27 protein-coding genes, 2 tRNA genes and 1 pseudogene are annotated in these 26,125 nt (G+C 52.7%); 14 read left to right on the forward strand and 16 right to left on the reverse strand.

From position 1 onward, the window contains the following. Positions 1 to 106 precede the first annotated feature (106 nt). A complete protein-coding gene (locus LKE90_RS13280) occupies positions 107 to 991 on the forward strand; it encodes a hypothetical protein (protein WP_291491975.1) in 885 nt (294 codons plus the stop codon). A 268-nt stretch (positions 992 to 1,259) separates the two neighbouring features. On the opposite strand, the gene LKE90_RS13285 is transcribed toward LKE90_RS13280, so the two are convergent. After that, positions 1,260 to 1,336: transfer RNA gene (locus LKE90_RS13285), tRNA-Arg, on the reverse strand. 50 nt (positions 1,337 to 1,386) lie between these two features. Continuing rightward, positions 1,387 to 4,449, reverse strand: coding sequence for a rhamnan synthesis F family protein (locus LKE90_RS13290; protein WP_291491974.1), 3,063 nt, complete (start codon positions 4,447 to 4,449; stop codon positions 1,387 to 1,389). Between the two features lie 614 nt (positions 4,450 to 5,063). Between LKE90_RS13290 and LKE90_RS13295 the strand changes: the two genes are divergently transcribed. Continuing rightward, entirely contained in the window at positions 5,064 to 6,086 is a 1,023-nt protein-coding gene (locus tag LKE90_RS13295) for a M48 family metallopeptidase (RefSeq protein WP_291491973.1), read from the forward strand. 133 nt (positions 6,087 to 6,219) lie between these two features. Then, positions 6,220 to 6,786: a TetR/AcrR family transcriptional regulator gene (locus LKE90_RS13300; protein ID WP_291491972.1), complete on the forward strand. Its 567-nt coding sequence runs from the start codon at positions 6,220 to 6,222 to the stop codon at positions 6,784 to 6,786. Positions 6,787 to 7,052: 266 nt separating this feature from the next. On the opposite strand, the gene LKE90_RS13305 is transcribed toward LKE90_RS13300, so the two are convergent. From LKE90_RS13305 to cls, 4 genes are all read right to left on the reverse strand, one after another. Further along, on the reverse strand, positions 7,053 to 7,241 hold the full coding sequence (locus tag LKE90_RS13305) for a YqaE/Pmp3 family membrane protein (RefSeq protein ID WP_291491971.1): 189 nt from the start codon (positions 7,239 to 7,241) through the stop codon (positions 7,053 to 7,055). 103 nt (positions 7,242 to 7,344) lie between these two features. Continuing rightward, positions 7,345 to 7,863 carry a DUF1269 domain-containing protein gene (locus LKE90_RS13310; RefSeq protein ID WP_291491970.1) on the reverse strand — a complete coding sequence of 173 codons (519 nt, stop codon included), beginning with the start codon at positions 7,861 to 7,863 and terminating at the stop codon, positions 7,345 to 7,347. 16 nt (positions 7,864 to 7,879) lie between these two features. Next, positions 7,880 to 8,131 (reverse strand): hypothetical protein, encoded by a 252-nt coding sequence (locus LKE90_RS13315; RefSeq protein ID WP_291491969.1) that lies wholly within the window; start codon positions 8,129 to 8,131, stop codon positions 7,880 to 7,882. A 113-nt stretch (positions 8,132 to 8,244) separates the two neighbouring features. Next, positions 8,245 to 9,768: a cardiolipin synthase gene (cls, locus tag LKE90_RS13320; RefSeq protein ID WP_291491968.1), complete on the reverse strand. Its 1,524-nt coding sequence runs from the start codon at positions 9,766 to 9,768 to the stop codon at positions 8,245 to 8,247. A gap of 203 nt (positions 9,769 to 9,971) precedes the next feature. On the opposite strand from cls, the gene trpB reads away from it, so the two are divergent. Both trpB and trpA read left to right on the forward strand, forming a co-directional pair. Next, the gene (trpB, locus tag LKE90_RS13325; protein ID WP_291491967.1) at positions 9,972 to 11,207 is read left to right on the forward strand and encodes a tryptophan synthase subunit beta; all 1,236 of its coding nucleotides are present in this window, start codon (positions 9,972 to 9,974) and stop codon (positions 11,205 to 11,207) included. After that, a complete protein-coding gene (gene trpA / locus LKE90_RS13330) occupies positions 11,204 to 12,019 on the forward strand; it encodes a tryptophan synthase subunit alpha (protein WP_291491966.1) in 816 nt (271 codons plus the stop codon). Before trpB ends, trpA begins: the two co-directional genes overlap by 4 nt. A 148-nt stretch (positions 12,020 to 12,167) precedes the next feature. Here the strand turns inward: trpA and LKE90_RS13335 are convergent, their stop codons facing one another. Together LKE90_RS13335 and LKE90_RS13340 are read right to left on the reverse strand one after the other, a co-directional pair. Beyond that, entirely contained in the window at positions 12,168 to 12,554 is a 387-nt protein-coding gene (locus LKE90_RS13335) for a cytochrome c3 family protein (RefSeq protein ID WP_291491965.1), read from the reverse strand. Continuing rightward, complete coding sequence (locus LKE90_RS13340; protein ID WP_291491964.1) at positions 12,554 to 13,267, reverse strand: ferric reductase-like transmembrane domain-containing protein; 714 nt, start codon at positions 13,265 to 13,267, stop codon at positions 12,554 to 12,556. The genes LKE90_RS13335 and LKE90_RS13340 overlap by 1 nt, the downstream gene beginning before the upstream one ends. A 527-nt stretch (positions 13,268 to 13,794) precedes the next feature. Between LKE90_RS13340 and LKE90_RS13345 the strand changes: the two genes are divergently transcribed. The 6 genes from LKE90_RS13345 to LKE90_RS13370 all read left to right on the forward strand — a co-directional run bounded on the left by LKE90_RS13345 (position 13,795) and on the right by LKE90_RS13370 (position 17,648). Further along, positions 13,795 to 14,418 carry a DUF5710 domain-containing protein gene (locus LKE90_RS13345; protein WP_291491963.1) on the forward strand — a complete coding sequence of 208 codons (624 nt, stop codon included), beginning with the start codon at positions 13,795 to 13,797 and terminating at the stop codon, positions 14,416 to 14,418. A gap of 38 nt (positions 14,419 to 14,456) precedes the next feature. Next, positions 14,457 to 15,203 carry a hypothetical protein gene (locus tag LKE90_RS13350; protein ID WP_291491962.1) on the forward strand — a complete coding sequence of 249 codons (747 nt, stop codon included), beginning with the start codon at positions 14,457 to 14,459 and terminating at the stop codon, positions 15,201 to 15,203. Between the two features lie 116 nt (positions 15,204 to 15,319). Beyond that, entirely contained in the window at positions 15,320 to 15,892 is a 573-nt protein-coding gene (locus LKE90_RS13355) for a recombinase family protein (protein ID WP_291491961.1), read from the forward strand. A gap of 166 nt (positions 15,893 to 16,058) precedes the next feature. Beyond that, positions 16,059 to 16,736, forward strand: a complete 678-nt coding sequence (locus LKE90_RS13360; RefSeq protein ID WP_291491960.1) for a hypothetical protein — start codon at positions 16,059 to 16,061, stop codon at positions 16,734 to 16,736. A gap of 56 nt (positions 16,737 to 16,792) precedes the next feature. Further along, positions 16,793 to 17,230, forward strand: coding sequence for a hypothetical protein (locus tag LKE90_RS13365; protein WP_291491959.1), 438 nt, complete (start codon positions 16,793 to 16,795; stop codon positions 17,228 to 17,230). 25 nt (positions 17,231 to 17,255) lie between these two features. Beyond that, on the forward strand, positions 17,256 to 17,648 hold the full coding sequence (locus tag LKE90_RS13370) for a hypothetical protein (protein ID WP_291491957.1): 393 nt from the start codon (positions 17,256 to 17,258) through the stop codon (positions 17,646 to 17,648). Between the two features lie 36 nt (positions 17,649 to 17,684). On the opposite strand, the gene LKE90_RS13375 is transcribed toward LKE90_RS13370, so the two are convergent. The 4 genes from LKE90_RS13375 to LKE90_RS13390 all read right to left on the reverse strand — a co-directional run bounded on the left by LKE90_RS13375 (position 17,685) and on the right by LKE90_RS13390 (position 20,438). Continuing rightward, positions 17,685 to 18,044 carry a hypothetical protein gene (locus tag LKE90_RS13375; protein ID WP_291491956.1) on the reverse strand — a complete coding sequence of 120 codons (360 nt, stop codon included), beginning with the start codon at positions 18,042 to 18,044 and terminating at the stop codon, positions 17,685 to 17,687. A 97-nt stretch (positions 18,045 to 18,141) separates the two neighbouring features. Continuing rightward, positions 18,142 to 18,396 carry a hypothetical protein gene (locus tag LKE90_RS13380; RefSeq protein ID WP_291491955.1) on the reverse strand — a complete coding sequence of 85 codons (255 nt, stop codon included), beginning with the start codon at positions 18,394 to 18,396 and terminating at the stop codon, positions 18,142 to 18,144. A gap of 620 nt (positions 18,397 to 19,016) precedes the next feature. Then, positions 19,017 to 19,571: a recombinase family protein gene (locus tag LKE90_RS13385; protein ID WP_291491954.1), complete on the reverse strand. Its 555-nt coding sequence runs from the start codon at positions 19,569 to 19,571 to the stop codon at positions 19,017 to 19,019. A gap of 447 nt (positions 19,572 to 20,018) precedes the next feature. Then, a complete protein-coding gene (locus LKE90_RS13390) occupies positions 20,019 to 20,438 on the reverse strand; it encodes a hypothetical protein (RefSeq protein WP_291491953.1) in 420 nt (139 codons plus the stop codon). Positions 20,439 to 20,716: 278 nt separating this feature from the next. On the opposite strand from LKE90_RS13390, the gene LKE90_RS13395 reads away from it, so the two are divergent. From LKE90_RS13395 to LKE90_RS13405, 3 genes are all read left to right on the forward strand, one after another. Continuing rightward, the gene (locus LKE90_RS13395; RefSeq protein ID WP_291491952.1) at positions 20,717 to 21,043 is read left to right on the forward strand and encodes a plasmid mobilization protein; all 327 of its coding nucleotides are present in this window, start codon (positions 20,717 to 20,719) and stop codon (positions 21,041 to 21,043) included. 227 nt (positions 21,044 to 21,270) lie between these two features. Then, entirely contained in the window at positions 21,271 to 22,758 is a 1,488-nt protein-coding gene (locus tag LKE90_RS13400) for a helix-turn-helix domain-containing protein (protein ID WP_291491951.1), read from the forward strand. Between the two features lie 335 nt (positions 22,759 to 23,093). Next, positions 23,094 to 24,248 carry a hypothetical protein gene (locus LKE90_RS13405; RefSeq protein WP_291491950.1) on the forward strand — a complete coding sequence of 385 codons (1,155 nt, stop codon included), beginning with the start codon at positions 23,094 to 23,096 and terminating at the stop codon, positions 24,246 to 24,248. 204 nt (positions 24,249 to 24,452) lie between these two features. Here the strand turns inward: LKE90_RS13405 and LKE90_RS16535 are convergent. The 4 genes and pseudogenes from LKE90_RS16535 to LKE90_RS13420 form a co-directional block, all read right to left on the reverse strand. After that, positions 24,453 to 24,614, reverse strand: a pseudogene (locus tag LKE90_RS16535) (DUF6538 domain-containing protein); the annotation flags it as partial. Between the two features lie 114 nt (positions 24,615 to 24,728). Next, a tRNA-Leu gene (locus LKE90_RS13410) sits at positions 24,729 to 24,814 on the reverse strand. Positions 24,815 to 24,875: 61 nt separating this feature from the next. Beyond that, on the reverse strand, positions 24,876 to 25,610 hold the full coding sequence (locus tag LKE90_RS13415) for a M48 family metallopeptidase (protein ID WP_291491948.1): 735 nt from the start codon (positions 25,608 to 25,610) through the stop codon (positions 24,876 to 24,878). Then, on the reverse strand, positions 25,607 to 26,074 hold the full coding sequence (locus tag LKE90_RS13420; protein WP_291491947.1) for a YcgN family cysteine cluster protein: 468 nt from the start codon (positions 26,072 to 26,074) through the stop codon (positions 25,607 to 25,609). Before LKE90_RS13420 ends, LKE90_RS13415 begins: the two co-directional genes overlap by 4 nt. Positions 26,075 to 26,125 lie beyond the last annotated feature (51 nt).

Below are 26,125 nucleotides of genomic sequence, written 5' to 3' on the forward strand. Positions count from 1 at the left end.
CGCGGCATAGAGAACGCTGAATTGTCAGACATAGGATAATTCAATAGTGTGTCTGATTTAGAACTATATTAGTACATTTTCGGTCAAAGTTTTGAGAAAAACGATAATGAAACCATTTGATGAAAACGGCAAAGAGTTAGATTCACTTTTTTCTGTTGAACTTCAGGTTTATGGTTTTGATCTGATTATTGAGTCTCGTGGGGGCTCTGATCACGGCCCCAATCGTTCTAGAAATAAACAATATGTTCCTGCTATGAAACTGTATCTTTCGAGAATGCGTTCATTCGGAATGATAATTCAGGATATTGAGATAGCTAGTAGGGTTGCCGCAAAACTGCTGCAACAGGAACGTCGGGTCGGATTAGATAAGTTTTCTTTGCCATTAGACCTGTCAAAAGTATCTGACATCGGACAGTTACGCTTATCGATTGGTCGGGCATCTGCTGCTTTTGGACGTGCCGACGGTCTGCCGCGGGGAAACAATACCAAACGTCTTCGTTTAAATATACGATGGCCTCAGGCTGCAATGATGACATCCGATCAAATTGAGCATTTACTCGCCAATCCCATAGATATTTCTACGCATCAATTTCCTCCCAAAAAGCTAAAGAAGACTACGTTTGATGACCGCCAACAGTCTATAAACGAGATCAAATTATCTGTTGCAAAAACGACTTTCAATTCAAACGGTCAAATAGTCTCTCGAACTGTAAAGGATAAAGAACTCCGAATGACAGAAGCACAACTGGAATTGAAAATTCGAGAGCTTTTCGAAATACAAGGTGATCGCTGCGCTATAACAAATTTGCCTTTTCAATTTCACAACGCGTGTGAAGACACAAATTTACTTCCATCACTGGATCGCATCGATAGTAACGGCCATTACGATATAGACAACCTTCAGCTAGTTTGTCGTTTTGTCAATTTCTGGAAACAAGCTTCTGACGATAAGGAGTTTCGTCGATTAATTATGCTCATTAGGGATGCATAAATACAATTTCACAATATAAATAAAATAGACGCCTTTCTATTCCAACGAGGAAATGGGCAGCATAAGGCCGTTTTAACCCACTCTGACCACGAGTCGACTTTCCGGATTCCTGCAAAGCCGCCTCGGTTGCATCACCTTGAATACAGAAAAAGTTTTTGGTGAAGCTTTTTACAAGAAACTTCAAAAGCGCCCCATCAAAGCAAGACGCACAAAACCCTCAACGCTAAAAGCGTTGCAGATTCATAAATCAGATTTTCAGGAAAATAACTGGCGCACCCGAAAGGACTCGAACCTCTAACCCCCAGATTCGTAGTCTGGTGCTCTATCCAATTGAGCTACGGGTGCGTCGTGGCGGCCTTATAGAAAGGATGCGGACGACGCGCAATCCCCCTAATTCATTTTTCTGAAATTTTTTCCGCATCCCCCGGAAAACCCTCGTTTATCACGGAAATCTCTCCACGCCCGCAGAAGGCATCTTCGGTGAAAAGAGCGCCGGATATCTCGGATGACAGCCGGATTGCACCGCGCTGGAGCGCGGAGAGCGGTGCCAGTGCGGCGGCCTCACCGTGCTGGAGGGCCTGAAGTACCGAGGGACCGTAGCTGTCGAGCAGATCAGTCAGATAGGCTTCTGCGCCATCAATGATGCGCTCCAGTATCGGAAAATTCTGCTGACTGAGCCCACCGGAGGCAAAGCGCGGGCGAGGGGGCGTGACGGAGGTGTCGTAGCCGGTGACCTGCCCATGTGGCGCGGTGAGAATGGCCTCAAGGAAAATCGACGCTTCATGCCGGAACGCAAGCGCACGCTCACCACTGGCCAGCAGCCCGAAAGCGAGGCCGCCGGTTTTTTCCACACGCCTCATGCCCGGTTCAGCAGCTATGTAGAAGCCGGTGAATGACACATCCAGCGCGGTCTGGAGGTGGCGCTGGATGGTGCCGCCATAGCCGACATCGACCACACCGCGCCTGATCTCTGTGTCCCCATCAATCCCCTGTGACGCCGCCCATGCCTGTAACTCGTCCCGCGTGGTGCGAGCCTGCTGGAGGATGGTCTCGCGCAACAGCAGCGTCAGGTTCCGCACGGTGCCCCGGTCTTCGGGGAGCGCCACGATCAGGTCGTGCAGAGGATCGGTCGCAGGGACGACCACGCCAAGCCGTGCTGCGAGCAGGTCGGCCATGCTGCCACGATAGCCGTCACCGGCATGGAACAGGCTTCCCGGGTCGAAGCGTGCCGCCTGAGAAGCGGAGATCGCAACACGGCGCGAGATCGGGAAGACCGACGCTTCCGGCAGGTGCGGCAGCCAGTGCGTGCGGAGATGCGTGTAAAGGCGGCACAGGAAATGTCCTTCACGCGACAGGAAATGCAGATGCTCAAGCCCGGCAAGAGCGGGATGCAGCGCCAGACGCGCGAGGAAGGTCGTCAGAAGCGGTCCAAGCAGCACGCGCCCCACGGTTTCGGGTGAGGTCAGCGTTATGGGAGTGGTCAGGCTGGCCGCGTGACTGCCGGGTGTGCCCGGTTCGAGGAAAGGCGAGGCAAAGAGCTCGGAGACCAGCGGTCCAAGCAGAATATCCCCTGCGAGCCGTCGTTGTTCCGTGTGACGGGGTGATGTGCCCGGTGGGCTAGCGAGACTGTCAAATACATGAGGTGCCAGCGGTGACAGACGCAGCATGTTGAGGCCGGACAGCACATGGTGGTGGCGTATCCGCAGGTCCGCCGTGCGCTGGATATCGGCCTGCTCGTTGTCGCCGATATGCAGGAGCGTGTCGGTCTGTTCCGTCGCGCGCAGAAGATCCCACATATCCCCGCGATCCTTGCGGGCAAGGCGTTCGGACGACAGATAGATCCCGTCGATCAGAGGCAGGATGCCGGTTCGGTCCAGAACGGGATCAAGCTCGGCGCGGGTCAGATAGGTGTCGCTGACAAGCAGCGTCCGCCTGCCTTCCGCACGCGCCAGTCTGAGCGCGTCCATCACGGCCGGACGAGGACGCAGCACGTTCTGGTCGATCCGCACTTCCTCGGAACGGGCCAGCGTGAGCGCCTCGTCCGGCCAGCCTGTCAGGGTGGCGAGCGCCGCGTAGATGTCATTCAGTGTCACGTCATCGGTACCGAACAGGGCTTCGCGGGCAGCGTACTCGGCCTGTTTTCGGAGCGGCAGAAAATCCTCTCCGGACGGGGAGAGTGTTGGAAAGGTGCGGACCAGACGGTCGGCGACGGCATGGTGGATCGTGTCAGGTGTCAGCGCGATGCGTGTCAGCAGGGTGTCGAACAGATCGAAGGAAACAGTCTCCGCATCGCGGATGGCGGCGGCGAGGTCTTTCAGAGTCAGGCGTTCATACAGATCGAGATTGCGGCGTCCGTAGCCGACGCGAATAAGCCCGGCGCTCCGGTCATATTCATCAAGACGGTGACCCGTGGAATGCGCGACGAGGCCGATGCAGCGCTCTATGGCATGAGCGACTGTGCCGTCCGTCTGCCCACTTTCTTCCGGAAAATCGTCCGGTGACCAAGGGAGTTCCAGAAGAGGCGCCAGAGCGCGGGACCGCGCCCAGAACATGCCACCCGCCGGATAATCGAAATAGCCGTCGGGAGGCGTGATGTTCAGGCGTTCGAGCAGCGGTCGGGCGGCGTTCTTGTTGGTCAGCCAGGTCCATGCCCACCACGGCACTGTCGGGCCGGGTGCGGGCTGAAGCACGCCCAGTTCTTTATCATCGACGAAGCGTTGGATGATCCCGGCGATGCCCTGCTGTGTCGGAAGCAGAGTATCCAGTAGCGTATCGCGCCATTCCTGCTGCTCCGAGCCTGTATAGAGCGATTTCTTGGTGTGGAGATGCAGGAACAGGTCGTGTTCGAGCAGCGCATTCCGCCAGCAGGACAGGAAAGGACCGAAATTGCGTCCGCGGTTCGGTGTGACGCGGATAAAGCGCTGCGCGTCAGGCAAACCGTCTGCGATCAACTGTTCGATATGGGTGGCTTTTTCCTCGCTGTCGGTGGTGATCAGCAGGGAGTGCGCGCAGCCGAAATGCTTCAGGCGCGGCAGGATGTCGTGTTCCAGAACGTCAGGGTAAAACACATGGATGGCCACGGCGATCCGGGGCAGGGGGGCTGGAAAGGGACACAGGCAGGTGGGAACGGTCATCCCCCGATCGTTCTGTCGCAGGCGGTCATGCACGCCCTCGACAGAACGTCCTTCCTGCATGCCGTGTGTGAGGTAATGCACCAGTGCATTGTCCATGCCGGGGCGGAGATGCCAGCACTGTTTCAGGTAACGGGTGGTGTTGAAGAGCGGACCTGGATCGAGCTGACGGAGCGTTCCCTTGGTCAGAAAATGCTCGATGTGGTCGCCGTCATGCCGCTCAGAAGGGGAGAGGCGACTGACATACCACGCCGCATCGAACAGGCTGGAACCGGCGACAAGTCTGTGGAGAAGGCTGTCCCGGTTATTCGGGTTTTCTCTGCTCATGGAGAAACTTGTCTCATGGTCGGTGTAAACCGGCAACACGCGATCTGTTCGTGGCGTTTCGACCATAAGGCGTAGGGCTGTCTGGTTGTTGCTGTGTATGCTGTTGAAGCCCGGAAATAAATCATATTCATGTATTTTGGGTGCAAAATAATTCTGACTGGTTTGTGTGTTTTTTCTGGTGGAAACGATGTCGTGATCTCTGGAAAACAGCTTGTTACAGCGGCTGTTCGGGATAATGAAAACTCTTTCTTTTTCTATCTTATTTGTAAAATCTGAAGGAGTGGAATGAAAAATTCATTATGACTGTTGTGAGTTTTCATATTGATTGAATGTCAATAAAGACAAAATACATTGATATCTTGACGTTGTATTCGCTGCATGAAATACCGACAATATTGCTTGGAGCATCTCTGTGGAAAGAAAAATCCGTGGACGAACTTGTTTATAAAAATGAAAAAACACTCGACAAAATTATTCTCGTGCTGGGGATATTCTTGTGGGTGGTTCTGCTTGTGGGAACATTCGGCATCGTTCTCCTTTTTCTTCTGCTTGCATATATAGCGTACCTTTTTGTGCAATCCGGAATAATCTCTTATATAAAGGGAAATGGCGTCGTGCTGACGGCCCGCCAGTTTCCTGACCTGTATGAACAGTTCACTGATTGCTGTGGAAAGCTGAATATCAGCTCTCCGCCGAAAACCTATATTCTGCACGGCAATGGCGTGATGAACGCGTTCGCAACCCGTTTTCTGGGTACGCAGTATATTGTGCTCCTGTCGGATACGGTCGACGCCATGAGCACCAACCCGGACGGAATCCGGTTCTATCTCGGGCACGAGCTTGGACATCTGCGGATGCGCCATCTCGGCAAGACGTTTCTGCGCTGGCCGGCCTTGTGGCTGCCGCTCCTCGGCGCTGCCTATTCCCGCGCACGGGAAACGACATGTGACCGGCACGGCAGGGCCTGCTGTCAGTCTTCGGAGAATGCGGCTCGCAGTCTGGTGGCTCTGGCGGCGGGCTCCAGACGCTGGCAGACGACAGATCTTGCCGAATATTGTGCGCAGGTTCAGGAGACATCCGGTTTCTGGATGTCCTTCCACGAGCTTCTCGCAGGCTATCCCTGGTTGTCCAAACGTGTTGCGCGGGTCATGGGGCAGGATGCTTCCATTCCCGGCCGCTCGAAGCTCGCTTACCTGATGGCGCTGCCTTTACCGTATAGTGGACGGGGTGGTTTTATTTCCGTTCTGCTGCTTTTCTACATGGCCTTTCTGGTCGGCACCGTCGCTGTGACTTTTTACAAGGAGCATCGGACCGGCTTCCTCGATCGTTTCGCCAGAGTGGAGACGTCCAGTATGGTGCGCGAGGCGGAACCTGCCTGTCAGGCGGCGGCGACGTTTTTCAAAACACGACATGTTATTCCGCAGTCTCTGGAGAGTCTGGGCATCAACGCGACCCTTCAGAATGGTGATCGTCTGTCCCTTGACCCCGACAACATGACCATTACTGTCGCGGCGCATGCAAGGGCGCTGGCCCTCGCGCCCCGCCTGATGAGCGACGGCAGTATCGTGTGGCGCTGCAAGCCTGTAACGGGAATTCTGGCTTCCCAACTGCCCGCCTCCTGCTCTGGTCCGGAATAGGATATCTGTCGGAATTCCGCCGCCAGTGCTATCTATGGGCTGGCAGCGGAGCCAGTTTTTTTGCGGACACTGTGTCTGGAGAAATCAGGGCGTGTTAGAAGAGAAGGTGTGACGGAAAAGCGGATTGATTACAGTGAACAGGAAGGCCGAAGCCCAGTCGCCTGACCGGCGTGGCGAGATTCTTGAAGTGGCGGCGCAGCTTTTTGCCGAGCGCGGTTACCGGGGTACGTCCATCCGCGATATTGCGGATCGCGTCGGCATGCTGCCGGGCTCTCTCTATTATCACATCACGTCCAAGGAAGCCCTGTTCGTGGAAATCCACGACAAGGCGATTGATGCGGCCGCTCATCGTGTCATGAAAGCGATGGAGCCGTTTTCCGATCCGTGGAAACGGCTGGAGGCTGCCAGTGGCGAGATGCTGGATCTCCAGTTGAGCCCGGACCATCTGACGCTTCCGATCATGAACAATCTGCATGCCGTGCCGGATGATGTGCGTGAGGCGCTGGTACGCAAGCGCGATGATTACGAAACGATCTTCCGGCGTATTGTCGATGATCTGCCGCTGCCAGCCGAGATCGACCGCAGCGTCTACCGTATTCTCCTGCTCAAGATTCTGAACACGGCGGAAAGCTGGTATCGCGAGGGCAGGCTCAGCCGGAAGGAAATCACGGCGCAGATTGTCGCGATCTTCCGGCACTGAACAGGCGCTGTCTGTCTGATTTTTGCGTGTCCGCCAACAAGGAAGCATCTCAAGGATATCTGGCTGAGTGAGAGCGCCGGGCGTTTTTCTGAGCCGTTACGCAATGCCGCAACGGACTTCATACGCAGATCAGGCTGCCCAATACCTCGTCAGTAAGAGGGAATATGGCATTGCTGTCTGTCACGGGTATCAGGTGGAAGCATGTTTGCATGCAGTAATTATCCACCTGTCGTGCATCACCTATATCGGAAAATGCTTGCCGCTTTTTAGGCCAGCCCGGCCCGTTTGAGTTTCTGGTCGGTGTTGTACTGGCTCAGGGCGTAGACCGCCCAGATCGCGGCGGGAATCCAGCCAAGCACGGTAATCTGTAGAAACAGGCAGAATATCCCGGAAATCGGGCGGCCGATCGTGAAAAATGTCAGCCAGGGCAGAAAGAACGTAATCAGCAGGCGCATGGATGACTCCGGACAGAAAAAAGCCCCGCACGGATTGAGTGCGGAGCCTTTATTGTGACCTGACTGGCGCCGCACTGTCCAGTTCCGGACAGGACGGTATGGTTCAGGTGGCCTGTCCGAGCGCCTGACGTAGCTTGCCCTCGGTTTCCGGGGACAGGGACGTCTGGATGATCTTCGCGTGACCTTTCAGTTCTGAAAGATGCGCAATCACCTTTTCCGGCTCAGCCTTCCGGATCAGGATAAACAGGGCCGACGTGCCCGGTGTCAGGGTGGCACCGAGATTTTTCATGAAATCATCATTGATTCCATAATCACTGTTCTTGCCGTCCAGTGCGCCGATACCCGCTCCCGCGACACTGCCGACGATAAGACCGGCCAGCGGGTTAAGGAACAGGAGACCGACAAGCGCTCCCCAGAAACCACCGGACAGAAATCCCCACGAAGCGCCGATCTTCTCAAGATTGTAGCTCTGGTCCAGATGGGTCTTGCCGTCAGCCGTGCGTCGCACGACCACCCCATCCTCCAGATCCAGAAGATATTCCTTTTCAAGTTCACGGCATTCCGTCAGCGCATTCTGCGCTCCGTCCAGACTGTCGAAACCGACAACAACGAGCGTGCTCATGATAATGCCTTCCGGATCATTCAGCCGCCTTGCGACCCAGCACGTAGCTGATCGCAGACGCCGCCACGAGAATCAGAAGGCCGAAGACCTTGCAGTTCGTCGGAATTGTTTTCTTGTGGAGTCTGGTCTCGCTTTTGAAATCAGCCAGATGTTCTGAAATCTGCTTGTGGAGTTCGTCCTTGTGCTTGTGCAGGGACTTGTCGAGGCCCTTTACAATTTCTTCCAGATCTTCCGGGGCGAGTTTCCGCAGGATGTCGGTTGCGCTCATATCAGCAGCACTCCTGAAAATTCATGACCGTGACCCGTGCAGTCACAGCTCTAAGAAAGATATTGGCCCGTCATTCCTGTATTTCAAGAGTTGCTTTCCTTAACTCGCGTCCATCAAAGAATGGGGCCGATCATGGCCAGCGTATTGTTCCACAGCACGCGCGTTCTGGGCCAGTTCGCCACTTCCTCAAGCGACACTTCATCCGAGGCGTCGATATAGGTCTGCTGACGTTCACGCACCGCCTGCGTGAAAGCTTCATCGACAAGCTGGATGTTGTTTTCGAAATTCAGATCGAAGCTGCGCCGGTCAAGATTGGCCGAGCCTATGAGTGTCATCTGCCCGTCCACGGTCATCGCCTTGGTGTGCAGCAGGCCGTGCGGGTATTCATAAATCTTGACCCCGGCTTCCAGAAGATCCCGGTAATAGCTGCGGCTCGCGCCAGCCACGATCCATGAATCGTTCTGTCGCGGCATGGTGAGGGACGTTTTCACGCCTCTTCGCGCCGCAGCGCACAGGGCGGCCTGTATCGGCTCGTCCGGCACATAATAAGGCGTTGTGACCGTCAGTTCCTCCGCGGACGCGTTCATGATCGACACGAAGGTCTCGGGCATGGCGGCATAGCGCACAGCCGCGCTGGTGCCGATGACCTGCGCCACGAAACCGTCTCCTTCCCGCATTTTCGCGGAGGCCAGAAGTGAGGTCAGATCCTCATTGGTGTGGGCCATCCAGTCCGTGGCGAACAGATGCTGGTTCTGCAACACCACCGGGCCTTCAAACCGAGCCAGCAGATCCACCCACGGCGCGAACTTGGCTTTCACCCGAAATTCCGGGTCGGCGCAGTTCTGGCTGCCGCAATAGGTCACGCGATTGTCAATCACCACGATCTTGCGATGGTTGCGCATATCGAACCGCCCCCGGAAGGGACGCAGCAGCACGCTGCCCAGCGGCAGGGCGCGGACAAGAAACACGCCTGCACGCTCCATATCAGCCCAGTGACCGCTGTGAATCAGCCGACGCGAGCCGAGGTCATCCGCCATCACGCGACAGACAACACCGCGTCTGGCAGCCCGCATCACGGCGTCGGCCACCTTCATGCCGTTGCCGTCCGCCAGCCAGATATAGAAGCAGATATGCACATGCTCTCTGGCGGCGTCGATATCGGCGACCATGGCGTCGATCGCCGTGTTGGAATCCTTCATCAGATGCGCTGCGTTGCCGCCCATCGGCGGATAGCCGCTGATCGACTGCCCCACCTTGAACAGGGGGGCGAGGCGAGGTGGTAGATGGAATTCCTTTTCAGCGTCGATCAGGGTTTCGGCGGCCTTTCCCGGCACAGGCAGCCGCTTCATCGCTTCCCGGATGCGCAGCACGCGGTGTGGATTCAGTTTGGTTTCACCGAGAAAAAGATAGGCCAGTATGCCGCCGATCGGCAGGGCGCCGATGATGGCGACCCACGCCACACGGGAAGCGGGTTGACGATGACGACGCAGGAGCGCCCGTGCGATGAACAGCGCCTGTAGCGGCGCGGTCAGACCCGCCGCATACCAGCTCCATTTCACAGCGCGTGCGTCCAGCAGGACGCGACCGCCGGAGCGACGCAGTGAAAAAGAAAATTTTCGGCCTGATGGTTGCGTCATAAACTTTGCTGATCCCGGTCGTGATGACATCACGAGAAGACGTTACAGCCGCCTCCCCATTGGAACAACCGGCGCGCCCAGCACCGTGACGCGCCGCCTGATGGACGCCCATCCCGTGCCTTGTTATACCGCCAGACCTGAACTTTCCGCATGAAAGCGGAGCCACAGACCGTAGAAACCGGGCAGCGGAGACACCAACAGTCATGACAGACGGCGTAAGAGCAGACAGCCTGCCAAACAGCCTTCGAAACGGCCCCAACGCTTCCGGCCATTTCGGCGACGGGTTGGGCGGGCGGTTTGTCGCGGAAACGCTCATGCCCCTGCTCCTTGAGCTGGATGAAGCCTACAAGGTGGCCAAGGCCGATCCGGCCTTTCACAAGGAACTGGCTTTCTACCTCAAGGACTATGTAGGCCGTCCCTCTCCGCTGTGGTTCGCGAAACGCCTGACCGACGAACTCGGCGGCGCGAAAATCTACATGAAGCGCGAGGAGCTGAACCACACCGGCTCCCATAAACTCAACAACGTGATGGGTCAGATTCTGCTCGCCCGTCGCATGGGCCGCACACGCATCGTCGCCGAGACCGGCGCAGGTCAGCACGGCGTCGCCACGGCCACAGTCTGCGCGCTGTTCGGCATGAAATGCGTGATCTACATGGGCGCGACCGATGTGGAACGGCAGATGCCAAACGTGTTCCGCATGAAGCTGCTCGGCGCGGAAGTCGTGCCGGTCACGGCGGGCGCAGGCACGCTGAAGGACGCCATGAACGAGGCGATGCGTGACTGGGTCGCCAACATAAGCGACACCTATTTCCTTGTCGGCACGGTTGCCGGTCCGCACCCGTATCCCGCCATGGTGCGCGACTTCCAGAGCGTGATCGGTGACGAAGTGAAGGTGCAGATGCAGGAAGCCGAGGGCCGCCTGCCGGATGTGATCGTCGCGGCCATTGGTGGCGGCTCGAACGCAATGGGCATCTTCCATCCGTTCCTCGACGACCCTTCCGTCAGGCTGATCGGTGTTGAAGCTGCCGGCCACGGTCTGGACAGCGGCAAGACAGCCGCCTCCATCGAGCGCGGCTCGCGCGGCGTGCTGCACGGCAACCGCACTTATCTGTTGCAAGACGAAAACGGCCAGATCACCGAGGCGCACTCCATCAGCGCCGGTCTGGACTATCCCGGTGTCGGTCCTGAGCATTCCTGGCTGTATGAAATCGGTCGCGCCGAATATGTCGGCATCACCGATGACGAGGCGCTGGAGGCGTTCCAGGCCTGCACCCGCGCCGAGGGCATCATTCCCGCGCTGGAATCCGCCCATGCTGTCGCCCACGCGGTCAAGATCGCGCCGACGCTGAGCCCGGAGACCCTGCTCGTCATCAACATCTCGGGCCGTGGAGACAAGGACATCTTCACTGTCGCCGAACATCTGGGAGTGAAGCTGTGAGCCGCATCGCCCGCCGCTTTGCGGCGCTGAAACAGGAAGGGCGCGGTGCGCTCATTCCCTATCTCGAAGCCTGCGATCCCGATTTCCAGACGTCGCTCGATCTGCTGAAGGCGATGCCGGAAGCCGGTGCGGACCTGATCGAGATCGGCATGCCGTTCTCCGATCCTTCCGCCGACGGTCCGGTCATCCAGTTTGCCGCCCGTCGTGGTCTGAAGGCTGGCGCCACGTTGCCGCGCCTGTTCGAGATGGTGAAGTCCTTCCGCGAGCAGGATAACGACACGCCGATCATCCTGATGGGCTACCTGAACCCGATCGAGGCTTATGGTCTCGACAGGTTCTGCGTGGATGCGTCCGCCGCTGGTGTGGATGGCCTCATCATCGTGGACATGCCACCGGAAGAAGCTGGGCCGATGCAGAGTCCGGCCAAAGCAGCCGGTTTGGACATCATCCGCCTGATCGCGCCGACAACAGACGATAACCGCCTGAAGCTGGTGCTCAGTCATGCTTCGGGCTTCGTCTACTATGTGAGCATCACCGGCATTACCGGCACGCGCTCGGCCAGCGACGAGGATCTGCGGGCGGCGCTGCCCCGTATCCGTGCTGCGACGGACCTGCCGATTGCTATCGGCTTCGGTATCCGCACGCCGGAGCAGGCGGCGTCTGCCTCGCGTATTGCGGATGGCGCAGTGGTGGCCTCGGCTCTGCTGGCTACGCTGGCGCAAACGCTGGACCCAAGCGAGCAGGCAACCCCGTCTACGCTGCCATCCGTTCTGACCCAGTTGCGGGAACTGGCAGCGGCTGTTCGGGCCTGAAAAATCATGACGCTGGCGGGTGATTTATAAACCAGCCAGCGTTTGTTTGTTGCGGTCTATCTCTCTTTTTCATGTTCAAACCGGGATCAAAGGGACCGCGTCCCTTTGTGGGCACGGGGCAAAGCCCCCGGAAACCGTCGTGCCGATTTCAGAATCGCGGAGGCCGCTCTTCCGCATGGCACGCATGACAAGCCCGAACCGGTCCTGAAGCCCGCTTTTCCCGCTTTAGCTTCAGGTGACAGCCTTCACATTGCTGATGAAACTGTCGCTCGATGATCGGGGCCAGTTCTGGCGTCTTCTTGTGGCATTCAATACAATGCTGAAATGGCCATGACGCCAGTTTGGGCTCGGTATAATTATGGTGGCAGACCACGCAGTTGAATGCGCCATGATCCTGATGCGTAAAGGTCAGCGGCATCAGAGGCAGTGATTGCGCTGAGTACGGAGCCCCGCTGACGCTCCACCAGACCGCACCGCCGACAATGCTGGCTGCGGCACAGACTGCCGCGATGCTTAATCGCGCGTTGCGTCGCATTATCTGTTGAGCCACATGGCGCATAATACCGGCACAAGCAGCCCGACACACCCCAGAATGATGACCACAGGCACGGCCAGCGCGGCCGTATTTCTCAGACGCTTCTCGCCCCGGCGACTCTGAACCGGCAAGGCCCGTACCAGCAACGGTACAGCCAGAGCCAGCGCACTCATCCCGACCAGGCTGAATGTCAAGGCAGGTGTGGCGATCCGAAAACCCGCCTGCCATGCATGAAGGCCGGTCACACACAGCAGGATCGCCGCCAGACCGTAATGGCAGTAACGGAAGATGCGGGCGTTACGGAAAACAGCCAGCTTCCAGCGGGGTTGCGACACAACAGCAAGAATGACAAGAAGCAGGCTGGCGAGAGCACCCGTTTGCATGACGGGCAAGACGGGCGGCCAGATGTCGCGCCAGAGCAGAGGTTCCGCCCACACGCCTCCGATCACATGCGCGATGACCAGTAAAAGGATCAGGTAGGCCGTATATTCATGCAGGCGGAGGAAGAACCTTCCTTCATACACAGGCCTGTCAAGTGGTCGACCTGTGAGAAAAAACATCTGGAAAAGCGCGAATAGGGCGGAATAACCGCCGATCATCGTAACATCCCATAGGCCTGCTGTGCCGGGTTGTCCCGCCGCAAAGACGCATACCAGCAGGAATGCGGTGCAGAGCAGCGCGAGCAGTGCAGCGAGAGCGATCCATCCCGGCATGATTTCCGTTCTTGTTGCGGTATCATTTCATTGAAGAGCGATACCGCAAAGGTCAGAAGGAGGGAATGAGGGTAGACATAGCTCGTTTTGTATTTTGAGAAATCGTCACGATTTTCGTTTGCAGCAAGATTGCGGAGACAAGGAACAACACAATGGCGAAGATGAGATCAGGGTGGTAAGCTCAGTAGTAAAAAATATCTATATGTAGAAAACGGGCCTTTACAGGTGATCTATAATTATAGAAGTAACATTTTATGGTGGTGCGAACTGCGGGACTCGAACCCACTGAAGTAAATCGCACAGCCCATAACATCCTGTTTTCAAAAAAATTCTGAATACTTGTGTAAGAGTCTGTGTAAGACTTTGTGTGAAATCGGTCAAGGATTTTGAGGGTGGCAAACTGAGCTATCTCAATACCCCTGAGGCGTTCCATAGAGTGCTCAGGTTGCTCCAGTTCTCGCCAGCAGGTTACAGTCTCAGGAGGGTATGTGACTACGGAGTAGCGGTAAGTGTCTTGAATTGACCTTGTGGTTCCTTTTGCTGAGAAAGACGAAGCCAAGGCTCTCGGTGCCAGATGGGATGGCGTTGCTCGCGTCTGGTATGTTCCGGCTGGCAAAGACTCCGCTCCATTTAATCGCTGGCTTCCAAAAGTCATTGAGCCGGATGTCAGGGCGCAAAACTACTATATCTCCCAGTCGTCCACACCGTGCTGGAAATGCGAAGGCATTACCCGCGTCTATGGCTTCATCCTCTCCGGTTCCTATGAAGTTAGCGAGTGGATTGAAGGGGAGGACGATAATGACGAAGGAACCATTGTATGGGACGAATGGACTGATACGACGGTCCTGTCATACCTGAGAGGTTTGCCGGACGCTGTTCTTCAGCGAGTCAAGCAAGTCAGTCCTCATTGGTATATGGATAGTTCCAGGACCGTCTCTGAACCCTATCTGATGAACCATTGCGAGCATTGTAAAGCCAAGCTGGGTGATTTTGAGACCATTGAGGAATCTGATTCACCTCTGCATCCGATATACCCGGAGTCAATTTCCCGGATGAGCATCATGGAGGTAGGTGAGCCGTTTTCGGCTTCAGCTTCCTACGGTATCAGCACCGGGCCGGATTTGATTTCTGTGGGTGCAAAACAGGTTTGATAAATTTTCTATAAAGTTGGAAGGTTTTTGAGTTTAAAATGAATGGTAAACAGAAAAAAGAATTGGAGAAAATTTCGTCAGAAATAGAAAGGAAAATTTCTGAGATATCTTCTGATTGCCAGTCTATTGTGAGGGATTTTATCGAATACATCGGTGATGATGTTAAAAAAACATTTTCTGACAATATGAAAAACTGGACAGTATCGTCCGGAAGTATTATGTGGGTTATTTTTATCTATATACTATATAAATTTATCCCTCAATTATTTGGTTTTAGTTATAAAACTGTTAATGATGTAAATGGTTCTGAGGGCGTATTATTGTTTTTAATAACTATATGTTCTGCTATGATGCTTTTATCTCAATTTTATGTATTGGTTAGTAAGGCGGTTCCTTATTCTATAGGATGTGTTGTTGATCCAATTTTGAATGAAATAGAAAATATAAAAAAATATAAAATAAATGATGATGACGCAAAAATACTAATTGATAGTTGTGTGAAAAAGCAAAGAATATTTATTATAATGTCTTATGAGAAAACATTGAACTCTATGTTTTCGAAAAAGGAAAATATTCTACTTTTCGATTTTGTGGTTTTAGCTGTCATCATGATTTCTATGGCTGCTTTTGTATCAAAAAGAGAAATGATATCGGCCTGTTATCCTAAAACTATGGATGAATTGATCCTTGATCCCACAGGAGAAAAATGTTCAAATGAAATTAAAGCATGGAAATTAAGAAAAACTCCTGAAAAAATCAAAAAGAATGCCGACAAAAAATCTTAATCGCCGGTTCTGTTGTTCTGTCCCAAAATCACCTGGTTTTGTTACACTGTTCCTGAGACCACCAACCAACACGGATGGAATGCATTCAATGCACCAGAAACAGGACAAAAATCACCATGGAACGCTATGGATATATGAGGGTCAGCACATCGAAACAGACCACTGACAGCCAGTTCACCGACCTCACCAAGGATGGCGTTGTGCCGGACCACATCGTCGCGGAAACCCTGTCCGGTTCCCTGCCATGGAGGTCACGTCCTCGGCTTCGGAAACTGATCAGACGACTGAAACCGGGTGACTCTTTGACCGTCGCAAAAATAGACCGGCTGGGTCGCAATGCCATTGATGTCCTGACACTGGTGGAGACCCTGAAAAAACGAGACATTTCCGTCAGAATACTGAATCTCGGTATAGATACCTCCGGTGCAGGCGGGAAGCTGTTTCTGTTGCTTCTGGCCGGGTTCTCGGAGTTCGAACGCAATATTATTCATGAACGGATTATGTCCGGTCTGGAAACCGGAAGAGCCAAAGGCAAACGCCTTGGCAGAAAACCCATCCTGTCCCCGGAAGAAGTCTCTCACATCCACCGTCTGAGGGATCAGGGGCTGTCCATCAGAGCTATCAGTGACACCGTTCAGGTATCAAAGATGACTGTCTGGAGAGCACTCAGGACACCCACAGCGGTCTAACTATGTTCAGCATCATATATTCATATTATGCATTAAACACATATTCCGGAATCAGGTGATTCAGAGATAACGTCCGGGGAACATATCTTATTTCCGGGGACTCTGTTCATCATGACCGCCAGTATAAGAGCCTGTTTTTGGCTTTCTTCCGTGATTCTATAGTCAAATGGACATCACGATTTTTGGAAAACCGTTCTGGATATACGGAATCGAAGGAACGGTTTACGGATTACGAAAATGGACTTCCACATCCGTCGAGACCACCGGAACAGCCACGACCTATGAAATTGCTCCGGGCGTTTACCGAACGGATGGCCCCAAAGCCACGAGCACCATTAACCAGTACCAGGAGTGCTGGATCAGGTCGCCCGGTGGTCGGGAAAAACAGCTTCAGGGCGTCTATCCGGTAGCGGATACGCAGACTGTCCGGGTTGTGTGGGGAGCCCCGAAAGGTGTGAGCGCTGGTCCTGATCTTGTTGTTCAGAACGTCGGTACTGGTGCGGGTTGGACCGTGAACGGTAGCCTACCGTTTGCTGTCACTGGCCATGGTGTATGGCGTCTGACGCGCCAATATATCGTGGCGATTCTAATTCTTATCGCCGTGATCGATGCGTTCTGGTGGATGATTGGTCTTCCGCAAAGACGCGCTGTGTTCGTCGGCCAGCCTGATGTTCCGGAGTATCAGGTTCTGTTCGTTGGGGCTTTCGGTATAGCCCTTCTTCTGGGACTTGCAGGCTTCATTCATCGCAACAGACTGATGAACAGCAATCACCGGAAAGCCATGGCCATTATCCTGAAGGCTATTTCAGATAACCCTGACTTCCGGACAAGTCTTCAGAAATGAAAAAGTCCCTTAAAATCCTGTCTGTTTTCGCAGGAATTCTATCCTGTGGAACAGCAATGGCTGACGACATCCACAAGGCACAGACGCGTTTTGGTCTGGTGGATGGCCCTGACAATATCCTGAAAATCAATGGCCGTCTGACGACACCCGAGATTGACGGCAATAACAGTCTGTTTGTCGAGAAAATCACCCGGACAGAGGACGCTGACTACCTGTTGCTGACGAATGGAGGCGGAACAGCCTGTCCAGCCCTGTTCTCCATTGTGAAAGTCACAGCATCATCCGCGACCCCTGTTTCGTTCTTCGGAAACTGTGCTGATGAACCCAAAAGAACAGTCGCGCCCGGAAAAAGCATCACACTATCATTTCCGGCGTTCCGTCCCCTGAAATTCAAGGGGGCACCGGCTACCACTTATGTCTACGACATTCCGACCGGTCATCTGACGCGGGATGGAAAATCTGTTTCGACTGCCTGCAATGGGAAGTGTCAGTGACACCTTCCACAACCTGGATATCCCGATGAAAAATATCAGAACTGTGATCGCATTGACGATGCTTGCGAGTGTGTCTGCCTGTGCTTCCGGTGGCAATGCGTCCATCAGGAACACAACGATCACCGAGGTTGATCAAAACATTCATGATGGTGTCACGACTTCCGCTCAGGTGCGTCAGATTTATGGTGAACCATCGGAGACGACCTACGAAAATGGCCATGAGGTCTGGACATACAGCTTCTCGTCCGACAGGTCAGATGGTCTCTCCATCGCTCAGAATGTGGTTGGACTTGGTGTTCTGGGAACGAAATCAAACAGCAGGACCAAGGCTCTTTCCATCACGTTCCGCAATGGTGTCGTGCTGAAGCACAGCTTCTCCACTGCGAATAGCAGTATCGGTAGTGGATTGAGGCAATAAGATTATGAGCGGAACCATGCAGGCGAAACCGGAAGGTTAATCCTGATTTACGGGTTTCTCTCTCCCGCCTCTCTTTACATCCCGTCCAACCCTGTTGAGCAATGCCACAGCATTTTTTGACAGGGAAACCGGGATTTCAACCCCGGCACCTGCCAGTGTAGCAATCATACCCACGAATTCATTGGCGTCCTGCATGCATACCGGGGCCTTCCCTACAATAGTCAGAGACCGAGCACCGTTCCGGTCGGACTTGATCTTCTCCCGAATGGCCTGCTCAATATACTGACCCACAGGAATACCGGCCTTTTTCGCCTGGGTTGATACAGCTTGCCGGATGTCTGGGGAAACGCCTCTGATGCTCCACGAACCTTTTTCTGTATTAATATCCTCTACCATTGCCATACATTCTCCGCACTATGTATGACATTATAGCTGAAATGTCTGACATCTTTCCGAAAGCGTCAGACATGGCAATTTTGTTTCGAAAATGGCTTCACGGCACCACCGTCCAGCTTTCCGTTTCTTTTGGTGCAGATATTGACTTGTGCAAGGCTATGGCACGGAAGCCATAGGTGGAGTTCCTGATTTCATTCTGGATTTCAGCAAGCCTGTTCGTCACATCATCAGACAGATTAAGCGTGTCTATTTTCTCAATGATACCTCCCAGTTCAGAAAGCGCAGAAACAGCGTCAGTCCAGTCACGCTGTTGTTTTTGTGTCTTGCGTTGCTGGCGTTCCTGGTTAGTCATGGCTCTGGAATGAATAGGTGGACGACCTCTTTTTCTCATAATAATAAAATCCTTCAATGCATATAATATATCATACATTTCGTGTTTAACGAAAATAAAAAACACTATGTATTACAGATAATCTGAAATGTATGACAATTTACCGGAAATATCAGACAGAACACGGAATCCTGTACAACAGAAATGCAAAAACCGTCAGACACAGACAGGTATTGCGTCATACAGCGTATGACATAGAATTTCGTGACTAACGATATTCTGTATTTTCGTGTTACACAAAAATCTGGAATTATGTGTCACACGAAATTCGATTTCTATTTGTATTATGCAAACATAAAAATATGGATTGCGCGCAACAGTGTTGTTTCTGCATGAAAAATGCGCCGGATAACCATGGCGAATATCATTGGATGACTTTACGAAAATAGCAGAAAACAGCTACTTTCATCGTGTCTCTCTGATTATAATTTTTCGAGAACAGGAAAAGTCTGTGCGGAAATGTGTGACATATCGGCACAAATGCGCCAAAAGCTGTGTATATACATACAGATTTTTGTGAGACGCGAAATTGCGAAATTATGTGTCACACAATATTCTGCTTTTCGTGTCTCACGAAATTCTCAGGCGTAATTTTGCTCAGAATTATGATTCAGAATGCAGTAGACATGGGTTTTTGAAATACCTGTCTGTCGCATGATTTCAGCGACACCACGCCCCTGTGCCTTCAGGACTTTCACGCGGTCATGATCCAGCATCTGTTTTCGACCTTTATAGACACCTTTTGCTTTAGCAATTCCTTCGAGCTGACGTTCCCGCCGGAGTTCATTTTCGAATTGAGCAAACACCCCAAGCATATTCAGGAAAGCTTTGCCAATCGCATTGCTGGTGTCGATAGGCTGTTCCGTGCAGATCAGTGAGACATTCTTCTGTTCCAGCGTTCGCATGATGTCCTGAAGGTCACTGATTGACCTCGCCAGCCGGTCAATTCTGGTGACAACAAGGGAATCACCGGGGCGAAGAAACTGAAGCAGGATATCGAGTTCATTTCTGCCGGTGCGTGATGACCCGGAGACTTTTTCTCCTCTGATGATTTCACATCCTGCTTTCCGGAGTGTTTCTTCCTGGAGTTCCAGGGACTGGTCAGTCGTGCTTACTCGCGCGTATCCATATCGCATCCTTTGTGTTCCTTTTGAATCATAGGGACGACGGTTCTCATCGTTCCCTGTGACTGATTATAATTTAAAAGGAACACGGATTCCGGGAATTGCCCGAAATCATATGGGACTACCGATGAGGACCATGGAAATTGCTCTCCCAGATAGAGGCGAATATTTTTGTGAGTCACGTAAATGAGTTCGGGAACTGCTTCCCAGACCTACAGAGTCTGAATGCGTGAAATCGTTCTTCTGTCATTCAGCGGAATGGTATTGCCGCGATGGTCAAGGATGATAGACAGATGCAGAAGTTGCCAAACCGCATGAACGCGGACATCGCGCTATTTGGTAACTTCTGAGATCGTGGCTTCAGTCAATTTCCCACTGACATTTCTGGATAAAAGACCCGGTGAATCTTTGTGACTTCATTCCACGATCATGAAGGGAAGTCACAAAGAACGACCTCTTTCACTCTGGAGAACCTGCTTTGTGCAGAATGGGGAACAGCCCATATTGGAGGTGGCGTCCGATTGCCTGCCTTACAGATTCCTCAATACTGGTATCTTCGTCGAATTCAATGCCTGGACCACTACCCAGAGTAAACGTTTTTCCGGTTACGTCCTGAGCTTTGCTGACAAAAACGTAATCATCGTCAAAGGCAGAATCAGACAGACCTTCAAAGTGATTTTTCTGGCGGTAAAAATCAATATCCAGTTTTTCGATTCCGCCCGGAATCTGACTGGCTATATCGGGAAAAAGATTTTCCAGATCATTGCGACTGAAATGAAAAGTTCTGCAATGCTTTGCACTACCAAAGTCTCGAGAATTGCTCTCTGAAACATCTTGGCTCAAAGACATGCTTTTAATTGTGTCGAAAATAACTCCCATTGTGAAACCTCATTGCGCCCCTCTTGTGGGGTCTGTCACTCTCATAGCACAGCTCAAATTTTTGTCAAGTAAAAAATGAAATTTATGATGATATTCGTATCATAAGTATAAGTATATATGTCACATTGCGACTCTGTATATAAGGTAAGTGGTATACTGCATCCTCAGTCCACTTATATACTGCCAGGCGTGGCATCCGGCTACACATTGCATGTGTTTCCTCCTGTCAAAGCTGGCCAGGGGCTTCGCCCCGTGGACCCCACAGGAGACATGCAACCATGAGAAAGGATACCCGTATTTCAGTCAGATGCACCCGTGACCAGCTTGAGCGATGGAACACGGTTGCCAGACAGCACGGGCATCAGACCGCCTCATCATTCTTCCGGGAACTGATGGCATCTGCTGATTTCGTTACTCACGAAAAGAAACAGCTACTGGGTGAACTGGATCAGGCCACCGATCAGATTGCCAGATGCGGGAACAATCTGAACCAGATCGCTCATCACCTGAATGCGGGAGGGCATGAGGACGCCTCTGTCGCTGTCAGTGAATGCCGGTCGCTCCTGAAGGACATGAAGCGGATCGTCAGGGATATCCGGCAATGATCATCCAGTCAGCACGCATGCTGACATCATCCGGTCCGGGAAAGACCTGTGCTCATGTATTCCGGGTTGCGAAGAACGAGAGCATCGAAGTCATTCAGGGTTCAGAATTCCAGGTGATGGAGGAGTATGATGAAGCCGGTGTCCGGGGTGACAGATATGCTGTCCGGCATTTCAAGATCAATCCGCAACATGACCTGAGCCGTGAGCAGTTTCTGGAATCCGTTTCCATGCTGGCTATCGAATTCGGCTTCGATCCGGATGCCTGCACTATCGTTGAACACACGAAGGCCAAAGCCACAGGGAAAGCTTCAAAGCATATCCATTTTTATGTCAGGGAACGGACAGCAGACGGGAAGGCTCTGGACAGCCGGTTCATGAAAGTCCGTCAGGAGAAGATTTCCCGGACGTGTGAGGTTCTGTTTGGTCATGACATCGTGCATGGACGCCATCAGCAGGTCGTCATCCATCAGCTTCATGATGAGGGAAAGCATGACATTGCGGATGCCATCCAGAAGGCCACACCTGACCTGAATCAGTCTGTTGAGTCATCGTTTACGCTGACACAGCAACGCATGGCCGAACGGCATGGCATCAGTCTGCCGGATATTCGCCAGCATCTCAAAGACCTGAGAATTTCGTGTGACACGTTTTCCGGCATGATTGAGCAGATGAAGCACATGGGGCTTCATGTAAAAAAAGGAGATAAAGAGAATACCTATATTATCGTGAGTGACGATAATCATTTCATAGGTTCAGCAAACCGCTTGCTCGGGATGAAGAAAGGCGAGTTCTGTCAGCAGTATGAATCCTATGTCGCTGGCACGGATACCCAATATGAACCTGTTGAAGGGGGTTCTTCGCCAGCGGTCCCGAAAATAGCCCCTAAGATGCCCGTACAGCAAATTTCTGAAGAAATCGGACCCAACATCCATCAAAAGGACAGACTCCCTTCAGAGGTCCGGAAATCCTCTCCTGTTCCTGAGACCGGGACTATCGGCCATGTTCGTGCGGACCTTGGCAACGATACCAGCGAGACAACTGAGGCCATGAGCCGGGAAGAGAAAACCGCCATCCATGCTCAGAACGCTGATCGCATGCAAGCGAGCCAGACCATCCGGAAGATGCTGGCGGATCAGGAGGAATTTCATCGAAAACTTCTCGAGCTTGATAAGCAATTCCAGAGCCGGTGGAGCCATATCAAACCGGAACCGTTTCCGGATGAAGCGGAACGTAATTCCTTCCTTGTCCGTCAGAAGCACGAAGAAATCCTGAGACCGCTTCGGGACAAATATCTGACCGAAAAAGAAAAGTGGTTCAATGGATCATCAACTCGCAAGGCTCTTCAGGAGTTTCAGAGTGCGTTGAAGAAACTACGCTATGACCGGGGTGATTTTAAGGCTCTTGATATGGCGAACAATGAGGCGGACTTCAGTTACTGCCTGAACTGGATGGCAGACTTCTATGTTGCCGGACGTGAACGCACCCGAAAAGAATGGTCATCGGACTTATCTGTCCAGAGCTACCTCAAGGCAAAGAAGGATTTCGATGAACTTCTGAACTACATAAAGAAAACCGGGGATGTCACGGTTCTTGAAACAGCGATGAAAAATCCGGTTCATGCATTACAGATGATACGGAAAATGAAGACGCCGGAAACTGGTTCCAAAATAGGCGGACAGCCCGGTCCTTCAGTTAAAATATCCTTTGATAGATAGGGAAGATTTATTTCCTGCGGAATCCTGAAGTGAAAACTTTCATATTGTGCTGATGTCCGCCATATTATTCGCAGTGCCATGATGATTCATACTGTATATACTTTGTATTTTTCTATTTATTCTTGATTTTGATCTATAATATTGATAGATACAAAAAAGCCCCAGAGAGACGGCAAATCTCTCGGGGGCGGGATTGCAGGGATGAGATTAGAAAGAAAACCTCCCTACGAGGTTTGGAGCGAGATTGTAGATAGCGTTATTATAACACGAAGTCAACAATAAAATATATTTTCTTTCTTTTTTATTTCTGTGGTCTCCAGAATGGAGCAATAGAGATGAGAAATATATGTATTAAAGATATTGAAGACAGTAATGGCCAGAAGGACAACGACCTGTCCACCTTCTGGGACATTTCCAGATTCCCGAAAAACCGCGATGGTTCTACGTGTTATGTCAGTATCCTTGGTTTCTGGAAGGATTTTTGGTGTCCAAAGTTTTACGATCCCCATGCAAAAGAACACAGACCCGGAAACAGGGTTTTCAGAAGATATTTTCCTGCCACTGAAGAGGGGATGAGCGGAATCAGGGAACTGATCGACAGCAATAAATTCGAAGCCCTGTATCGTTCTCAGGCATTCTTCCCGAAGATCAGGAAAACTCAGCGGAAAGAGGATATTTCCGCCATATCCCATGCGTGGCTGGACCTGGATATCAACAAGATTGGCGAGAAACGCAGACTCATCAAAGGGGATAAATCCAAGGGATTACCAGATAGATGGGTGGATAATAACCATTATCGTCCGGACCTGTTTTCTGAATGGCAGGCTCTTGACGATGCAGGTAAGGCGGAGTGGCTGGTTCAGTATTGTGTGACTCACGAAATTCCGGAGCCTACCGAAGTCGTGTTGTCTGGTGGTGGTGCCTATCTGCTGTGGCAGTTCACTGACACCGTGTTCATCAGCAGACGACGCAGGAAGGCAGGTCAGACCAATCAACCGAGGTCATATATTGATGTCATTGAAGATATTCACAGGAATCTGCGTAATCGTCTGGATTACCTGATGGCTGCTGGAATAGGTGCGGATAGGTTCATCGCCATTGATTTCAATCCACCTGCGATAGACGTTGGCCATCATCGCCAGTTCACTGTTTGGCTTGGTTTTAATGTCTTTCGACGAGATGAAGGCAGAGACTGCTTCGGAGAACAGGGGAGAAGGTTTCACCTCCAGTTGCCGGAAGACAGGGGAAAGCGTTTCTCTCAACAGAGCGGACTGGTTCTCGAAGACCTTGATGGTTTCCTGATGCCCCTGGACCCTGGAAGCAAGGATTTCACCAGAATGGATGACCTTTTCGATAGCGGGTCCGGCTGTATCCTTCAGATACCCTGTCAGAGCAGTCATGCGGTCTGCTTCTTTGACATGAGACAGGAGATGTTCCGCATTGATGGCTTTATATTGAGCGATCAGCGATTCAATTTCGAGCCGATATGACCGGATCACTGAATCAAGGAATTCCCTGGCGTCATTGTTTTTGAGATTTGACCGGACGTAATCCGTCAGGTTGTCTCTTGTTTCTTGGGCGTTGTCGGTTTCGGGAGGAAGGGCGGAACGCCTGAGAAGGTCAAGATAATCCCGTTTATCGTCGTCCGAAATGATCCACGGTTCGTTAGCCATCGCGTGTTCGATCTTTGCAAAGAGTGCCTGTGTCCGTTCGTATGCCGTTCCAGCACGAATGAGGGCGACTTTCCTTGATCTGGTGAACAGCGAAAAGCAGATTTCATTCTTTTTCAGAATCTCACAGAAATGTGAGGGAACTCGTGTCCTGAAATAGAAACCTGTTGCCCGGCACTGGAGCATGTTCCTGCCTTGTTCATCTGCCCCCTCATCGGTCTGTGTAAGACCTTGTGTAAGAGTTTCGGGGGTGTGTGTTTCCGGAAATCCAGAATCGTGAACAAAAACAGTAAGTTATTGTGGTGCGAACTGCGGGACTCGAACCCGCACGCCCTTACGGACTCGAGATTTTAAGTCTCGTGCGTCTACCATTCCGCCAAGTTCGCGTTGGTGGCGGGCTTCTAGCATGTCACAAAGTGATCGGTAAGAGCCTTTTACGTGGGCTTGTCAGCCCGCTCGCATGAGCGAAAGACCTTGATTTTTGAGCCAGAGCTCCGCCCCATTGCGGGTCGGGCACATCTGATCGACCAACGCCCAGAAAGCAGCGCTGTGATTGTGGTGCTTCATGTGCGCGAGCTCGTGCAGAATGACATAATCCTGCACAAAATGCGGCGCCATGATGAGACGCCAGTTCAGCATGATCCGTCCCGCCGTGCTGCAACTGCCCCAGCGGGAGGTTGCGTCACGCAGAGCGAATGTTTTGGGCGCAAAACCTGTTCGTCCGGCAAGGTCCTGTAGCCGCTGGCCCAGTTGTTTGTGTGCCAGTGTCTGAAGGAAATCGCGCACCCTGCGCCCAAGAAAGGCGACATCCCCGCTGACGTGCAGCTTGTGGTCCGCACCCTCCCAGGCTCCTCCACGACCGTTCGGTGTGTGATGGATTGTGTGCGCAACACCATTGATGGGAATAATGCTCCCCGCAGTAAAGCTGATCGCCGTCGGTTGCCGCTGCAATTGCCGGATGATCCAGTCGCGGTGCGCGTTGAGAAGCGACAGCCCGGTTTGCGGCGAAACACGGGGCGGCAATGTCACAACCACACTGTCACCAGCGCGGGACAGGCGGAGGGACAGGCGCCGCGCGCGCGTTGAGCGTCGCCATGTGATCGGGAAAGGGCCGGAAGGAAGCAGGATGCTGTCCGGGAGCGTATCCTCGGATGAAGAGGGTCGGGGGACCCGAGGCTTCATTCGGCAGGCTCATCCTTTGGGTCGAGTGCGGGCCATTCGACGACATAGTCTTCGAGATTGCCAGCCCTGCGCTCGCTGATACAGCGATCACCGGCAGAAATACCGGCCTCGCGGACGCTATCCGGATTGCCGGTCAGCAGCGGGTGCCAGTCGGGCAGAGGCAGACCATCCGACAGGCGCTTGTAAGCGCAGGTTGACGGGAGCCAGTCGATGGTTTCCAGCATGGGAGCCGTCAGTGTGATGCAGTCCTGCACCTTGCGGTGACGACCGGCATAATCCGTGCAGCGACATGTGTGAGTGTCCAGCAGGCGACAGGCGACGTTCGTATAATAGAGGCTGCCGTCATCTTCATCGCGCAGCTTGTGCAGGCAGCAGCGTCCGCAGCCGTCGCAAAGAGATTCCCACTCTTCGGTGGTCATCTGCTCAAGGGATTTGGTTTCCCAGAAAGGAGTGTCGGTGGCCATGACGAAAGATACCCTCAACGCGCTTTTGGGGAAAGATGCGGGGCGATGGTC

This window comes from Acetobacter sp., assembly GCF_022483985.1.
Taxonomy (GTDB): domain Bacteria; phylum Pseudomonadota; class Alphaproteobacteria; order Acetobacterales; family Acetobacteraceae; genus Acetobacter.

Excerpts from the sequence above, each read along its gene's own strand:
- LKE90_RS13280 (WP_291491975.1), top strand. The coding sequence starts at position 107 with ATGAAACCATTTGATGAAAACGGCAAAGAGTTAGATTCACTTTTTTCT.
- LKE90_RS13290 (WP_291491974.1), bottom strand. The coding sequence starts at position 4,449 with ATGAGCAGAGAAAACCCGAATAACCGGGACAGCCTTCTCCACAGACTT.
- LKE90_RS13305 (WP_291491971.1), bottom strand. The coding sequence starts at position 7,241 with ATGCGCCTGCTGATTACGTTCTTTCTGCCCTGGCTGACATTTTTCACG.
- LKE90_RS13310 (WP_291491970.1), bottom strand. The coding sequence starts at position 7,863 with ATGAGCACGCTCGTTGTTGTCGGTTTCGACAGTCTGGACGGAGCGCAG.
- LKE90_RS13315 (WP_291491969.1), bottom strand. The coding sequence starts at position 8,131 with ATGAGCGCAACCGACATCCTGCGGAAACTCGCCCCGGAAGATCTGGAA.
- cls (WP_291491968.1), bottom strand. The coding sequence starts at position 9,768 with ATGACGCAACCATCAGGCCGAAAATTTTCTTTTTCACTGCGTCGCTCC.
- trpB (WP_291491967.1), top strand. The coding sequence starts at position 9,972 with ATGACAGACGGCGTAAGAGCAGACAGCCTGCCAAACAGCCTTCGAAAC.
- LKE90_RS13335 (WP_291491965.1), bottom strand. The coding sequence starts at position 12,554 with ATGCGACGCAACGCGCGATTAAGCATCGCGGCAGTCTGTGCCGCAGCC.
- LKE90_RS13340 (WP_291491964.1), bottom strand. The coding sequence starts at position 13,267 with ATGCCGGGATGGATCGCTCTCGCTGCACTGCTCGCGCTGCTCTGCACC.
- LKE90_RS13350 (WP_291491962.1), top strand. The coding sequence starts at position 14,457 with ATGAATGGTAAACAGAAAAAAGAATTGGAGAAAATTTCGTCAGAAATA.
- LKE90_RS13355 (WP_291491961.1), top strand. The coding sequence starts at position 15,320 with ATGGAACGCTATGGATATATGAGGGTCAGCACATCGAAACAGACCACT.
- LKE90_RS13360 (WP_291491960.1), top strand. The coding sequence starts at position 16,059 with ATGGACATCACGATTTTTGGAAAACCGTTCTGGATATACGGAATCGAA.
- LKE90_RS13365 (WP_291491959.1), top strand. The coding sequence starts at position 16,793 with ATGGCTGACGACATCCACAAGGCACAGACGCGTTTTGGTCTGGTGGAT.
- LKE90_RS13370 (WP_291491957.1), top strand. The coding sequence starts at position 17,256 with ATGAAAAATATCAGAACTGTGATCGCATTGACGATGCTTGCGAGTGTG.
- LKE90_RS13375 (WP_291491956.1), bottom strand. The coding sequence starts at position 18,044 with ATGGTAGAGGATATTAATACAGAAAAAGGTTCGTGGAGCATCAGAGGC.
- LKE90_RS13380 (WP_291491955.1), bottom strand. The coding sequence starts at position 18,396 with ATGACTAACCAGGAACGCCAGCAACGCAAGACACAAAAACAACAGCGT.
- LKE90_RS13385 (WP_291491954.1), bottom strand. The coding sequence starts at position 19,571 with ATGCGATATGGATACGCGCGAGTAAGCACGACTGACCAGTCCCTGGAA.
- LKE90_RS13390 (WP_291491953.1), bottom strand. The coding sequence starts at position 20,438 with ATGGGAGTTATTTTCGACACAATTAAAAGCATGTCTTTGAGCCAAGAT.
- LKE90_RS13395 (WP_291491952.1), top strand. The coding sequence starts at position 20,717 with ATGAGAAAGGATACCCGTATTTCAGTCAGATGCACCCGTGACCAGCTT.
- LKE90_RS13400 (WP_291491951.1), top strand. The coding sequence starts at position 21,271 with ATGCTGGCTATCGAATTCGGCTTCGATCCGGATGCCTGCACTATCGTT.
- LKE90_RS13405 (WP_291491950.1), top strand. The coding sequence starts at position 23,094 with ATGAGAAATATATGTATTAAAGATATTGAAGACAGTAATGGCCAGAAG.
- LKE90_RS13415 (WP_291491948.1), bottom strand. The coding sequence starts at position 25,610 with ATGAAGCCTCGGGTCCCCCGACCCTCTTCATCCGAGGATACGCTCCCG.
- LKE90_RS13420 (WP_291491947.1), bottom strand. The coding sequence starts at position 26,074 with ATGGCCACCGACACTCCTTTCTGGGAAACCAAATCCCTTGAGCAGATG.